The 13,246-nt window shown below is 53.8% G+C and carries 14 protein-coding genes and 13 other annotated features; of the genes, 11 read left to right on the forward strand and 3 right to left on the reverse strand.

The window, feature by feature from the left end; all coding sequences use genetic code 11:
• Positions 1 to 97 precede the first annotated feature (97 nt).
• Positions 98 to 1,348, forward strand: a complete 1,251-nt coding sequence (gene avtA / locus STM3665) for a valine-pyruvate aminotransferase (protein ID NP_462565.1) — start codon at positions 98 to 100, stop codon at positions 1,346 to 1,348.
• A 36-nt stretch (positions 1,349 to 1,384) separates the two neighbouring features.
• Here the strand turns inward: avtA and ysaA are convergent.
• Positions 1,385 to 1,871 (reverse strand): putative oxidoreductase gene (ysaA, locus tag STM3666; protein ID NP_462566.1). Within the gene, positions 1,385 to 1,858 belong to an annotated coding region; the region does not span the whole gene.
• Positions 1,866 to 1,871, reverse strand: a ribosome-binding site (putative RBS for ysaA; RegulonDB:STMS1H003647). It overlaps the preceding gene by 6 nt.
• Positions 1,872 to 1,974: 103 nt before the next feature.
• Positions 1,975 to 2,792, reverse strand: a protein-coding gene (gene yiaJ / locus STM3667) for an IclR family transcriptional repressor (protein ID NP_462567.1). Within the gene, positions 1,975 to 2,775 belong to an annotated coding region; the region does not span the whole gene.
• Positions 2,787 to 2,792 (reverse strand) — a ribosome-binding site (putative RBS for yiaJ; RegulonDB:STMS1H003648). (Overlaps the previous gene by 6 nt.)
• A gap of 199 nt (positions 2,793 to 2,991) precedes the next feature.
• Positions 2,992 to 2,997, forward strand: a ribosome-binding site (putative RBS for yiaK; RegulonDB:STMS1H003649).
• Here yiaJ and yiaK point away from each other — a divergent pair.
• From yiaK to sgbE, 10 genes are all read left to right on the forward strand, one after another.
• The gene (gene yiaK, locus STM3668) for a putative malate dehydrogenase (protein NP_462568.1) occupies positions 2,992 to 4,003 on the forward strand. Within the gene, positions 3,005 to 4,003 belong to an annotated coding region; the region does not span the whole gene. (Overlaps the previous feature by 6 nt.)
• Positions 4,002 to 4,007 (forward strand) — a ribosome-binding site (putative RBS for yiaL; RegulonDB:STMS1H003650). It overlaps the preceding gene by 2 nt.
• Positions 4,002 to 4,479 (forward strand): putative cytoplasmic protein gene (yiaL, locus tag STM3669; protein NP_462569.1). Within the gene, positions 4,015 to 4,479 belong to an annotated coding region; the region does not span the whole gene. (Overlaps the previous feature by 6 nt.) The genes yiaK and yiaL overlap by 2 nt, the downstream gene beginning before the upstream one ends.
• A 16-nt stretch (positions 4,480 to 4,495) precedes the next feature.
• Positions 4,496 to 4,501: a ribosome-binding site (putative RBS for STM3670; RegulonDB:STMS1H003651), on the forward strand.
• Positions 4,496 to 5,435, forward strand: a protein-coding gene (locus STM3670) for a putative chemotaxis protein, resembles cheA (protein NP_462570.1). Within the gene, positions 4,503 to 5,435 belong to an annotated coding region; the region does not span the whole gene. It overlaps the preceding feature by 6 nt.
• 127 nt (positions 5,436 to 5,562) lie before the next feature.
• Positions 5,563 to 5,568: a ribosome-binding site (putative RBS for yiaM; RegulonDB:STMS1H003652), on the forward strand.
• Positions 5,563 to 6,047, forward strand: a protein-coding gene (gene yiaM / locus STM3671; protein NP_462571.1) for a putative transporter. Within the gene, positions 5,574 to 6,047 belong to an annotated coding region; the region does not span the whole gene. (Overlaps the previous feature by 6 nt.)
• Positions 6,037 to 6,042: a ribosome-binding site (putative RBS for yiaN; RegulonDB:STMS1H003653), on the forward strand. It overlaps the preceding gene by 6 nt.
• The gene (gene yiaN, locus STM3672) for a putative DedA family, membrane protein (RefSeq protein NP_462572.1) occupies positions 6,037 to 7,327 on the forward strand. Within the gene, positions 6,050 to 7,327 belong to an annotated coding region; the region does not span the whole gene. The genes yiaM and yiaN overlap by 11 nt, the downstream gene beginning before the upstream one ends.
• Positions 7,327 to 7,332, forward strand: a ribosome-binding site (putative RBS for yiaO; RegulonDB:STMS1H003654). (Overlaps the previous gene by 1 nt.)
• Positions 7,327 to 8,325 (forward strand): putative dicarboxylate-binding periplasmic protein gene (gene yiaO / locus STM3673; RefSeq protein NP_462573.1). Within the gene, positions 7,339 to 8,325 belong to an annotated coding region; the region does not span the whole gene. (Overlaps the previous feature by 6 nt.) Before yiaN ends, yiaO begins: the two co-directional genes overlap by 1 nt.
• Positions 8,314 to 8,319: a ribosome-binding site (putative RBS for lyxK; RegulonDB:STMS1H003655), on the forward strand. (Overlaps the previous gene by 6 nt.)
• Positions 8,314 to 9,825, forward strand: a protein-coding gene (gene lyxK / locus STM3674) for a cryptic L-xylulose kinase (protein NP_462574.1). Within the gene, positions 8,329 to 9,825 belong to an annotated coding region; the region does not span the whole gene. Before yiaO ends, lyxK begins: the two co-directional genes overlap by 12 nt.
• Positions 9,808 to 9,813, forward strand: a ribosome-binding site (putative RBS for sgbH; RegulonDB:STMS1H003656). (Overlaps the previous gene by 6 nt.)
• Positions 9,808 to 10,484 (forward strand): putative 3-hexulose-6-phosphate isomerase gene (gene sgbH, locus STM3675; protein NP_462575.1). Within the gene, positions 9,822 to 10,484 belong to an annotated coding region; the region does not span the whole gene. The genes lyxK and sgbH overlap by 18 nt, the downstream gene beginning before the upstream one ends.
• Positions 10,468 to 10,473 (forward strand) — a ribosome-binding site (putative RBS for sgbU; RegulonDB:STMS1H003657). Its footprint overlaps the gene before it by 6 nt.
• Positions 10,468 to 11,337, forward strand: a protein-coding gene (sgbU, locus tag STM3676; protein NP_462576.1) for a putative 3-hexulose-6-phosphate isomerase. Within the gene, positions 10,477 to 11,337 belong to an annotated coding region; the region does not span the whole gene. The genes sgbH and sgbU overlap by 17 nt, the downstream gene beginning before the upstream one ends.
• Positions 11,314 to 11,319, forward strand: a ribosome-binding site (putative RBS for sgbE; RegulonDB:STMS1H003658). Its footprint overlaps the gene before it by 6 nt.
• Positions 11,314 to 12,026 (forward strand): L-ribulose-5-phosphate 4-epimerase gene (sgbE, locus tag STM3677; protein ID NP_462577.1). Within the gene, positions 11,331 to 12,026 belong to an annotated coding region; the region does not span the whole gene. The genes sgbU and sgbE overlap by 24 nt, the downstream gene beginning before the upstream one ends.
• Before the next feature lie 160 nt (positions 12,027 to 12,186).
• Here the strand turns inward: sgbE and STM3678 are convergent.
• Positions 12,187 to 13,006 (reverse strand): putative bacterial regulatory helix-turn-helix protein gene (locus STM3678; protein ID NP_462578.1). Within the gene, positions 12,187 to 13,002 belong to an annotated coding region; the region does not span the whole gene.
• Positions 13,001 to 13,006 (reverse strand) — a ribosome-binding site (putative RBS for STM3678; RegulonDB:STMS1H003659). (Overlaps the previous gene by 6 nt.)
• Positions 13,007 to 13,246: the final 240 nt, after the last annotated feature.

The following is a 13,246-nucleotide window of genomic DNA, read 5'->3' on the forward strand; positions in this document are numbered from 1 at the left end:
TAAAACATCAACACCACCGCCTGACCCCCATTTGCGCCCCGCCATTTGTAGCGTTATGGTTATCCACTTTGACAGACAGTTCGATAGATCACCCGTTATGACATTTTCACTTTTCGGCGATAAATTTACCCGCCATTCAGGCATTACCCGCCTGATGGAGGATCTCAACGACGGCTTACGCACGCCAGGCGCCATCATGCTTGGCGGCGGTAACCCGGCACACATCCCTGCAATGCAGGATTATTTCCAGACGCTACTGACAGATATGGTAGAAAGCGGCAAAGCCGCTGATGCGCTTTGTAATTATGACGGTCCCCAGGGAAAAACGGCGCTACTGAATGCACTGGCCGTACTGCTACGTGAAACGCTGGGATGGGATATCGAACCACAGAATATTGCGCTGACAAATGGCAGTCAGAGCGCGTTTTTCTACTTATTTAATCTCTTCGCCGGACGTCGCGCCGACGGCAGTACGAAAAAGGTACTATTCCCGCTTGCGCCGGAATACATCGGCTATGCAGATTCCGGTCTGGAAGACGACCTCTTCGTTTCGGCGCGGCCGAATATTGAACTGCTGCCGGAAGGCCAGTTTAAGTATCACGTCGATTTTGAGCATCTGCACATCGGCGAAGAAACGGGGATGATTTGCGTCTCGCGCCCAACCAACCCAACCGGTAACGTTATCACCGACGAAGAGCTGATGAAGCTGGACAGACTGGCGAATCAGCACAACATCCCACTGGTGATTGATAACGCTTACGGTGTACCGTTTCCGGGCATTATCTTTAGCGAGGCGCGCCCGCTGTGGAACCCCAATATTATCCTATGCATGAGCCTCTCGAAGCTGGGGCTGCCCGGTTCCCGCTGCGGGATTATCATCGCCAATGATAAGACGATTACCGCCATTGCCAACATGAACGGCATCATCAGCCTTGCGCCCGGGGGCATGGGCCCGGCGATGATGTGCGAAATGATTAAGCGTAACGATCTGCTGCGGCTGTCGGAAACGGTTATCAAACCTTTCTACTATCAGCGCGTTCAACAGACGATCGCGATCATTCGTCGCTATTTATCCGAAGAACGCTGCCTGATTCATAAACCAGAAGGCGCAATATTTTTGTGGCTGTGGTTTAAAGATCTGCCGATTACCACCGAGTTACTCTATCAACGCTTGAAAGCGCGCGGCGTGCTGATGGTGCCGGGCCACTATTTCTTTCCCGGACTGGATAAACCCTGGCCGCACACACACCAGTGTATGCGGATGAACTACGTGCCTGAACCGGACAAAATCGAGGCGGGCGTAAAAATTCTGGCAGAAGAGATAGAACGCGCCTGGCGTGAAGGCTGACGGTTATTCCGGCCATCATGCAGGCCGGAACGACGTTCAGAAAGGTTGAGAATAGAGGCGCTGGCGCTGCACGTGTGCTGCGTCAACGCACTGTAACGCACTGGTCGGGCAGGCTTCCACGCACGCCGGCCCCGCTTCCCGATGCCAGCAAAGATCGCATTTAATCGCCTGCGCGCCTGACGCGGACGCCACCACAGTCATCGCGCCAAACGGGCAAGCCAGCATACAGCTTTTACAACCAATGCAGCGCGATGACGTCACGAAGATATGCCCCCGATCACGGCGAATCGCCTGTACCGGGCAGACATTTGCGCACGGCGCGTCCTCACACTGATGGCAGACCGTGGCCGTGGTGAAGCTATCCTCTTTTATCACCCGGATACGCGGCACAAAGTCCGCCGTCGTCACCGCCGCGCTATTCTGCTGTTCCTGGTGCGACACCACGCAGGCGACCTCGCAGGTACGACACCCGATACACGCCGACGCATCCGCCATAATAAACCGGTTCATTGTTCTCCCCCTGCGTTAAAACGCCAGAATGCCAGAGAGCCATTCCCCGCCGCTTTGATCCCACTACGCAAACGGACAAATTTTGTCAGATGCCTGATAAAACCTGGCGAGCTGTCTTATTCGCGAACGGTAAATCCCAGCTCGTTAGAGATAGCCTGTGCGGTTTCACGCAACGGTTTGAGCAGATTTTTCTCGCCGATCTGTTTTAGCCGTGACGTCGACAGTGAAATAGAAATGGCGTAAGGCACTCGATGGTGAATATCAAACACAGGCACAGCAATACAGGAAACGCCTAGTTCATTTTCTTCGCGATCCATCGCCATGCTGGTTTCACGAATTTGCGCCAGCTCATCGTACATTGCTGGTAAATCGGTAATGGTATTACGAGTCAGCGGCTGGATCTGATCTTTATGGCTTTCCCAGTAAGACGCCACATAATCCGGCTGACCAAACGCCATATAAATTTTCCCCATCGCCGAGCAGTACAGCGGCATATGCTGGCCAATGTAGGCACGCGTGCGCAGCATACCGGTGGTCGGTTCCAGCTTATAAATCAGGATAGCGTGGTCATCTTCACGGCTGGAAAAATTCACCGTCTCGCCGGTGGTCAGGTTGAGCGCCTCAAGGTGCGGTGCCGCAACGTGGATGATATTCAGCGATGACAGGGCTTTTTGGCCGACGGCAATAAACTTTGTCGTCAGACGGTAGCTCCCGGCCGCCGGCGCTGGCGTCACATATCCGCAGGATTGAAGCCCCTGCAACAAACGATGGACGGTACTCTTGTTCAGCCCCGCCAGCTCCGACAGGTGCGCCAGCGGGCAACCGTTCGGGTAGTTACTCAAAATTTCTATCAACATCAGGCCACGAAACAGGCTCTGACTCCCCGCAGGCTTCTCTTTATCGTTGTTCTGGCTCATCAGAAAACTCTCTCCTTTCTTGGGCGATCAGATGGTAGCTCAAAGTGTGTTGCAGTTCACGATATCAGCATAAAAAACATAACCCGATGATTTTAATCATTTTTAAAAACCTTCTCTGGCGTTGCCATGTCAATTTTTGATCTATATATTTGGAACTAGATTTCGCATTATGAAATTTATAGACAAAAAAACATACTAAAATTTCTAACAATCGACCAGGAGAACAGGGATGAAAGTAACTTTCGAAGAGTTAAAAGGGGCCTTCTACCGCGTCTTGCGGTCGCGGAATATTGCGGAAGATACCGCCGACGAGTGCGCGGAAATGTTCGCTCGCACCACCGAGTCCGGTGTCTATTCCCACGGCGTGAACCGCTTTCCTCGCTTCATCCAGCAACTGGATAACGGCGACATTATTCCTGATGCTAAACCGCAGCGGGTTACCAGCCTCGGCGCCATCGAACAGTGGGATGCTCAGCGCGCTATCGGCAACCTGACGGCGAAAAAGATGATGGACCGGGCCATCGAGCTGGCTTCCGATCATGGTATTGGCCTGGTGGCGTTACGTAATGCTAACCACTGGATGCGCGGCGGCAGCTACGGCTGGCAGGCGGCGGAAAAAGGCTATATCGGCATTTGCTGGACCAACTCCATCGCCGTCATGCCGCCGTGGGGGGCGAAAGAGTGCCGTATCGGTACCAATCCGCTGATCGTCGCCATCCCGTCTACGCCGATCACGATGGTAGATATGTCGATGTCGATGTTCTCCTACGGAATGTTAGAAGTTAACCGTCTGGCGGGCCGCGAACTGCCGGTGGACGGCGGTTTCGACGATAACGGTCAGTTGACCAAAGAACCGGGCGTTATCGAGAAAAATCGCCGCATTTTACCGATGGGTTACTGGAAAGGATCTGGTCTGTCGATTGTGCTGGACATGATTGCCACCCTGCTTTCCAACGGCTCTTCCGTTGCCGAAGTGACCCAGGAAAACAGCGATGAATATGGCGTCTCGCAGATTTTCATCGCCATAGAAGTGGATAAGCTGATCGATGGCGCAACCCGCGACGCCAAACTGCAGCGGATTATGGATTTCATCACCACCGCTGAACGCGCCGACGACAACGTCGCGATTCGGCTGCCCGGCCACGAATTTACCAAACTGCTGGATGACAACCGCCGTCACGGTATCACCATTGACGACAGCGTCTGGGCTAAAATTCAGGCGCTGTAAGGAGCCACATCATGATTTTTGGACATATCGCGCAGCCTGATCCGTGCCGGTTACCGTCGGCCATAGAGCAGGCGCTCGATTTCCTGCGTAATACGGACTTTCGCACGCTGGAACCTGGCGTAGTGGAAATCGACGGCAAAAATATCTTCGCGCAGATTATCGATATGACCACCCGCGATGCTGCTGAAAATCGTCCGGAAGTCCATCGCCGCTATCTGGATATTCAGTTTCTGGCATGGGGTGAAGAGAAAATTGGGGTTGCCATTGATACCGGTAATAATCAAATCAGCGAGTCATTATTAGAACAGCGCGATATTATTTTTTATCACGACAGTGAACATGAATCATTCATTGAAATGATACCGGGAAGTTATGCCCTGTTTTTCCCGCAGGATGTTCATCGTCCAGGTTGTAATAAAAGCATTGCTACGCCGATACGGAAAATAGTCGTAAAAGTCGCCATAGACGTTTTATAAAATAGAGTTTACTGGAGCACAAAATGAAAAATAATACCGGTTATATTATCGGTGCGTACCCTTGTGCACCCTCATTTCACCAGAAGAGTGAAGAGGAAGAGACGGAATTCTGGCGGCAACTCTCTGATACTCCGGATATCCGGGGGCTGGAGCAGCCTTGTCTTGAACATCTTCACCCGCTCGGCGACGAGTGGTTATTGCGCCATACACCAGGGAACTGGCAAATCGTGGTCACCGCGATAATGGAAACCATGCGCCGCCGTAGCGAAAACGGCGGTTTTGGATTAGCGTCCAGTGACGAGGAACAGCGTAAAGCCTGCGTGGAATACTACCGTCATCTTTATCAGAAGATCAATAAAATCAATGGGAACAATACCGGCAAAGTCATAGCCCTTGAGCTTCATGCCGCCCCGCTGGCGGGCAATCCGAACGTGGCGCAGGCAACCGACGCCTTTGCGCGCTCATTAAAAGAGATTGCCAACTGGGACTGGTCCTGCGACCTGGTGCTTGAACACTGCGACGCGATGACCGGCCCCGCACCGCGCAAAGGATTCTTACCGTTGGTAAACGTACTGGAAACTATTGCCGACTATGACATAAGCGTCTGCATTAACTGGGCGCGCTCGGCTATTGAAGGGCGGGATACCTCTCTACCGCTGATCCACACGCAGCAGGCCAAACAGGCTGGAAAACTCGGGGCACTGATGTTCTCCGGTACAACGCTGGATGGAGAATACGGCGAATGGCAGGACCTCCATGCTCCGTTTGCACCTTTCTGTCCACAAAGTCTGATGACGGAGAAACATGTTAAAGAACTGATTACCGCCGCCGCTCCCGAACTGTTGCAGTTTACCGGTATTAAATTGTTGGAAATCAATGCCAGTGCCGATATTAATCACCGCATAAATATATTACGCGATGGTATTAACATGATGAAAAAGGCCACACGCCGCTAACCTGAATTAAACATCATCACCTTAATTCTCGGCCTGCAACTCAACGTTGCGCCGACCTAATATAAACCAAACATAAGAAATTAAGTTCCACTATTCAGCATCGAAAGAAATAAGTTTCTATAACCTGATGGAGTCGTTATGAAGCGGGTACTTGAGGGCATACTTGCGGTATTAATTGCCGTACTTTCCTGCATTGTATTTATTAACGTTATTTTACGTTACGGTTTTGAGAGCAGTATTTTGTCGGTAGATGAACTATCACGTTATCTATTTGTATGGCTGACGTTTATTGGCGCCATCGTTGCATTTATGGATAACGCTCACGTTCAGGTCACTTTTGTGGTGGAAAAACTTTCGCCAGCGAATCAGCGTCGTCTCTCGCTGCTGACGCATTCGCTGATTTTATTGTTATGCATCGCATTAGGCTGGGGCAGCCTGCAAAAAGCGTTGCAGGACTGGAGCGATCACTCGCCAATCCTCGGTTTACCGATCGGCCTGATGTATATCGCCTGTCTGCCCACAAGCGTTGCCATCGCGTTAATCGAGCTGCGTCGGCTTTATCACTTAATAACGCGTAACGATTCCTTTCAACAACCACAGCAAGGAGCCTAATCATGGCCGTGGTGATATTTCTCTGCTGCCTGCTCGGCGGGATCGCGATAGGTTTACCCATCGCCTGGTCGCTGCTGCTTTGCGGCGCTGCTCTGATGGCATACCTGGATATGTTTGACGTGCAGATTATGGCGCAAACCCTGGTTAACGGCGCGGACAGTTTCTCCCTACTGGCCATTCCCTTTTTTGTTTTGGCCGGTGAAATCATGAACGCGGGCGGCCTGTCAAAGCGAATTGTCGACCTGCCGATGAAGCTGGTCGGCCATAAGCCCGGCGGCCTGGGCTACGTGGGCGTTATTGCGGCAATGATTATGGCCAGCCTTTCCGGCTCTGCGGTAGCAGATACCGCTGCGGTCGCCGCGCTGCTGGTGCCGATGATGCGCTCCGCAAACTACCCGATCAACCGCTCCGTTGGGTTAATCGCTTCCGGCGGGATCATTGCGCCAATTATTCCCCCCTCGATTCCTTTTATTATCTTCGGCGTTTCCAGCGGCTTGTCGATCAGCAAGCTGTTTATGGCCGGGATCGCACCGGGCATCATGATGGGCGCGGCGCTTATGCTCACCTGGTGGTGGCAGGCCGGGCGATTAAATCTCCCTTCTCAGCCTAAAGCAACACCGCGTGAAATCTGGCAATCATTGGTTTCAGGTATCTGGGCGCTGTTTTTACCGGTGATTATCATCGGCGGCTTCCGTTCCGGACTTTTCACGCCAACGGAGGCAGGGGCGGTCGCCGCGTTTTACGCCCTCTTTGTCGCCGTGGTTATCTATCGGGAATTAACGTTTTCCAGTCTCTACCACGTGCTGGTCAATGCCGCCAAAACGACGTCAGTCGTCATGTTTCTGGTGGCTGCGGCCCAGGTATCCGCCTGGCTGATTACGATCGCGGAATTACCCATGATGGTGTCAGATTTGCTGCAGCCGCTGGTCGACTCTCCGCGACTCTTATTTATCGTCATTATGATCTCAATTATGGTCGTCGGTATGGTGATGGATTTGACGCCAACGGTGTTAATTCTTACCCCTGTATTATTGCCATTAGTTAAAGAAGCCAATATTGACCCGATTTATTTCGGCGTCATGTTCATTATTAACTGCTCTATTGGATTAATCACACCGCCCGTTGGCAACGTCCTCAACGTTATTTCCGGGGTAGCAAAATTGAAATTTGATGACGCGGTAAGAGGCGTATTCCCTTACGTTGTCGTCCTGATGTCGCTGCTGGTTTTATTTATTTTTATTCCCGAGCTAATTATCACACCGCTTAAATGGATTAATTAAAGGATAATATTATGAAATTACACGTTATTGCTCGTTCATTATTGATAGCTGGTCTGACGGTTTTCAGCGTGTCGTCTCTGGCGGCGCAATCTTTACGTTTTGGTTATGAAACACCGCAAACTGACTCCCAACATATTGCCGCGAAAAAATTTAACGAACTATTAAAAGAAAAAACTAACGGCGAATTAACGCTAAAACTCTTTCCTGACAGCACATTAGGTAACGCCCAGGCAATGATCAGCGGGGTGCGCGGCGGAACCATTGATATGGAAATGTCCGGTTCGAACAATTTCACCGGCCTGGCCCCTGTATTCAACTTACTTGATGTCCCCTTCCTGTTTCGCGATACCGCGCATGCGCATAAAACGCTCGACGGCAAAGTCGGCGATGAACTGAAAAAATCACTCGATTCAAAAGGGTTAAAAGTGCTGGCCTACTGGGAAAACGGCTGGCGCGACGTCACCAACTCCCGCGCGCCGGTAAAAACGCCGGGCGATTTGAAAGGCTTAAAAATCCGCACTAACAACAGCCCAATGAATATCGCGGCCTTTAAAATCTTCGGCGCGAACCCTATTCCGATGCCATTCTCCGAAGTCTATACCGGCCTCGAAACCCGTACGATTGATGCCCAGGAACACCCTATCAACGTCGTGTGGTCAGCGAAATTCTATGAGGTACAGAAATACCTCTCCCTCACTCATCACGCCTATTCGCCTCTGCTGCTGGTGATCAATAAAGCCAAATTCGACGCTTTAAGCCCGCAGTTCCAGGAGGCACTGCTGAGTTCCGCCAAAGAAGCGGGTGACTATCAGCGCAAACTGGTCGCCGAAGATCAGCAAAAAATTATCGATGGCATGAAAGAAGCCGAAGTTGAAGTCCTGACCGATATCGACCGTAAAGCCTTCAGCGATGCGCTGGGCAGCCAGGTGCGCGATATGTTCCTGAAAGACAACCCGCAGGGCGCCGATCTCCTGAAAGCCGTGGACGAGGTGCAATAAGTCATGAGCAACTACTGGCTGGGGTTAGATTGTGGTGGGAGTTGGCTAAAAGCCGGGTTGTACGATGGCGCAGGCCGGGAAGTAGCGGTGCAACGCCTGCCGCTGCACGCTTTAAGCCCGCAGCCAGGCTGGGTTGAACGCGATATGACCGAGCTGTGGCAACAGTGCGCCTCGGTCATCAGCAAACTGCTGGCGCACACGGGGGTGAGCGGCTCACAAATCCGCGGTCTGGGTATTTCCGCTCAGGGTAAGGGCCTGTTCCTGTTAGATAAAAGCGATCGGCCATTAGGTAAAGCGATACTCTCTTCCGACCGTCGCGCCATGGAAATTGTCCAGCGCTGGCAAAAAGAAGCGGTTCCGCAAAAACTCTACCCGCTGACCCGGCAAACCCTGTGGACCGGGCATCCAGTCTCCCTTTTACGCTGGGTAAAAGAGAATGAGCCGCAGCGCTACGCGCAGATAGGCTGCGTCATGATGACGCATGACTATCTGCGCTGGTGCTTAACCGGCGTGAAAGGCTGTGAGGAGAGCAACATCTCCGAGTCCAACCTCTACAACATGGCGACGGGCCAGTACGACCCGCGTCTGACCGAGTGGCTGGGCATCAGTGAAATCGACAGCGCGCTGTCCCCCGTGGTGGGTTCAGCCGAAATATGCGGGGAGATCACCGCTCAGGCAGCCGCCATCACCGGTCTGGCGGCGGGTACCCCCGTCGTCGGCGGCCTGTTTGATGTGGTTTCCACCGCCCTTTGCGCCGGTATTGAGGATGAATCGACCCTCAATGCGGTGATGGGCACCTGGGCCGTCACCAGCGGCATCGCTCACGGCCTGCGCGACCATGAGGCCCACCCTTACGTCTATGGCCGCTACGTCAATGACGGGCAGTATATCGTTCACGAAGCCAGCCCGACCTCCTCCGGCAACCTTGAATGGTTTACCGCCCAGTGGGGCGACCTCTCTTTTGACGAGATCAATCAGGCGGTCGCCAGCCTGCCGAAAGCCGGTAGCGACCTTTTTTTTCTGCCGTTTCTCTACGGCAGCAATGCCGGACTGGAGATGACCTGCGGTTTTTACGGCATGCAGGCGCTGCACAACCGCGCGCACCTGCTACAGGCGCTCTATGAAGGCGTGGTCTTCAGCCATATGACCCACCTCAACCGCATGCGTGAACGCTTTACCGAGGTTTGCGCCCTGCGCGTTACCGGCGGCCCGGCCCACTCCGACGTCTGGATGCAGATGCTGGCGGACGTCAGCGGTTTACGCATTGAGCTGCCGCAGGTGGAGGAGACCGGCTGCTTCGGCGCGGCGCTGGCTGCCCGCGTCGGCACCGGCGTATATCGCGATTTCCGCGAGGCCCAACGCGACCTGCAGCACCCGGTGCGCACGCTGCTGCCGGACATGACCGCGCACGCCCTCTACCAGCGCAAATACCGCCAATACCAGGATTTGATTGAAGCACTACAGGGCTATCACGCCCGTATTAAGGAGCACGCATTATGAGCCGACCATTACTGCAACTGGCGCTCGACCACACCAGTCTGGAAGCAGCCCAACGCGATGTCGCCCTGCTACAGGATCATGTCGATATCGTTGAGGCCGGAACCATCCTTTGTTTAACCGAAGGCCTTAGCGCGGTGAAAGCCCTGCGAGCGCAGTGCCCGGAAAAAATCATCGTCGCCGACTGGAAAGTGGCCGATGCCGGTGAAACCCTGGCGCAGCAGGCTTTTGGCGCTGGCGCTAACTGGATGACTATCATCTGCGCCGCGCCGCTCGCGACCGTCGAGAAAGGCCATGCCGTCGCGCAATCCTGCGGCGGTGAAATTCAAATGGAGCTGTTCGGCAACTGGACGCTGGACGACGCCCGAGACTGGTATCGCACCGGCGTGCGTCAGGCGATTTATCATCGCGGACGCGATGCGCAGGCCAGCGGGCAACAGTGGGGAGAAGCGGACCTGGCACGCATGAAGGCGTTGTCCGACATCGGCCTTGAACTATCGATTACCGGCGGCATTACCCCAGCGGATCTGCCGCTGTTCCGCGACATTAACGTTAAGGCATTTATCGCCGGACGTGCGCTGGCAGGTGCCGCCCATCCGGCGCAGGTCGCCGCCGAATTCCACGCCCAAATTGACGCCATTTGGGGAGAAAAGCATGCGTAATCATCCATTAGGTATTTACGAGAAAGCACTGGCGAAAGACCTCAGTTGGCCAGAGCGGCTGGTGCTGGCAAAAAGCTGCGGTTTTGATTTTGTCGAGATGTCGGTGGATGAAACCGACGAACGCCTTTCTCGCCTGGAGTGGACGCCAGCCCAACGCGCATCGCTGGTGAACGCGATGCTGGAAAGCGGCGTCGCTATCCCGTCAATGTGTCTCTCCGCCCATCGCCGTTTCCCTTTTGGCAGCCGCGACGAAGCGGTACGCCAGCGGGCGCGTGAAATCATGACCAAAGCCATTCGCCTGGCGCGCGACCTGGGGATCCGCACCATCCAGTTGGCAGGTTACGACGTCTATTACGAAGAGCACGACGAAGGCACCCAGCAACGTTTCGCCGAAGGGCTGGCGTGGGCGGTGGAACAGGCCGCAGCGGCGCAGGTGATGCTGGCGGTGGAGATCATGGATACCGCGTTTATGAACTCCATCAGCAAGTGGAAAAAGTGGGACGAGATGCTTTCGTCACCGTGGTTCACCGTTTATCCAGACGTCGGCAACCTCAGCGCCTGGGGGAACGACGTGACCGCCGAGCTGAAGCTGGGTATTGACCGTATCGCCGCTATCCACCTGAAAGACACGCTGCCGGTGACCGGTGACAGCCCCGGCCAGTTCCGCGACGTGCCGTTTGGCGAAGGATGCGTTGATTTTGTCGGCATCTTCAAAACGCTGCATGAGCTGAATTATCGCGGTTCATTTCTGATTGAGATGTGGACAGAGAAAGCCAGCGAGCCGGTGCTGGAAATTATCCAGGCCCGACGCTGGATTGAATCACGGATGCAGGAAGGAGGTTTCACATGTTAGAGCAACTGAAAGCCGAGGTGCTGGCGGCCAACCTGGCCCTCCCGGCGCACGGGCTGGTCACCTTTACCTGGGGCAACGTCAGCGCGGTCGATGAGACGCGCAAACTGATGGTCATCAAGCCTTCCGGCGTTGAATATGAGGTGATGACCGCCGACGATATGGTGGTGGTAGAGATCGCCAGCGGTAAGGTCGTTGAAGGCCATAAAAAACCGTCGTCCGATACCGCGACCCATCTGGCGCTCTATCGCCGCTATCCGCAGATCGGTGGGATCGTGCATACCCATTCCCGCCATGCGACGATCTGGTCGCAGGCCGGGCTCGATCTGCCCGCCTGGGGCACCACCCACGCCGACTATTTCTATGGCGCGATCCCCTGTACCCGGCTGATGACCGTTGAGGAAATTAACGGCGAGTACGAGTATCAGACCGGCGAGGTGATTATTAAAACCTTTGAAGAGCGCGGTCTCGATCCGGCGCAAATCCCGGCGGTATTGGTTCATTCGCACGGCCCGTTTGCCTGGGGTAAAAATGCCGCCGATGCCGTCCACAACGCCGTGGTGCTTGAGGAGTGTGCCTATATGGGGCTGTTCTCGCGCCAGCTGGCCCCGCAGCTACCGGATATGCAGCCTGAACTGCTCGATAAACACTATCTGCGTAAACACGGCGCGAATGCCTATTACGGGCAGTAATGCCGGCAGCCACAGCCTGTGTCAGATGGCGGCTGCGCCTTATCCGACCTACAAGATTTGCAATATCAATACGTTGTGATGAACTCTTGTAGGCCCGATAAGCAAAGCGCCATCGGGCATTCAGTTTGCAACCGCTTTGTCAGAGGGCCAAAGATTATACTCAAGAATTAACGTGTTCCTTACTGTAGCGCCGCTTCCAGGCGGTAGGCGTCAGGCCGGTGTGCTTGCGGAAGATCTGGCGAAAGTAACCAACGTCATTAAAACCGCACCGTTCCGCCACCTCTTTTAACGAACGCGCGTCGCTAATCAGCAACTTTTCCGCCTCGCGCACCCGCTGGCGGTGGATGGCTTCCGTTAGCGTAAGGTGAAATACCCGCCGATAAACGCGTCCCAGATAATCCACATTGCAATGCAGTTCTTTCGCCAGAACCGCGCTGGAAAGCGGCAGGTGATAGTGCGTTCGAATCAGCTGCTGCGCTTTCCAGGCCAGCGACACGCCAGCGGCCTCGGCGTTTTCATTCTGCCGGGCGTCAACGGTGAGCTGCTGCAAAATCAGCAGCACGATGAACTCCAGCGCCGGGCTGCGCTGGTGCTTTTCCTGCTCGTTCATAAACTGGCGAAAAAGCGCAATCAGCGCCTGCGGATCGGCAACCTGGGTATGCTGCGGCACGGAAAGATGCGTCAGCCAGCGCGGGTCGCTGTCCGGCGCTTTGACCTCAAAATGGAGCCAGTAAAATTTAAGATCGGCGGGAAACTCCTCAACGCCAATATGGCGGCGATGCGGCCAAAGCAACAGGCTTTCCCCGGCTTCGACACAGAAAACACATTCTTCTTCCTGAATTTTCAGGCAGCCTTTTTCCACAAATATAATTTCCCACGATTGCAGACGCCTGGCTGGATGACGCCCAATACCGCGAGAAATAAATAATCCGCCGTTTTGGACTTTAATCGGTAATGTTATGGATAATTCGAGCATTAATATGTCATTTCCCGCTCATTCAGCACCGTATTTCATATTAGCTTTTGATTATTAACTAAAAATAGTCATTTCACTCGATCCATCTCACATTTTTAAATGCGGGTCGGAATCGTCATCTTTTTTTACTCTTTTATCGCCTTGTCGCTCACCGCTATCTGGGCAAAATGAATCAGGTCATAACGCGAAAATAAAAATTACTGCCATAAAATACCCCGTCAGCGAGGAATATCTATGACCTCTA

This window comes from Salmonella enterica subsp. enterica serovar Typhimurium str. LT2, from assembly GCF_000006945.2.
Classification (GTDB): domain Bacteria; phylum Pseudomonadota; class Gammaproteobacteria; order Enterobacterales; family Enterobacteriaceae; genus Salmonella; species Salmonella enterica.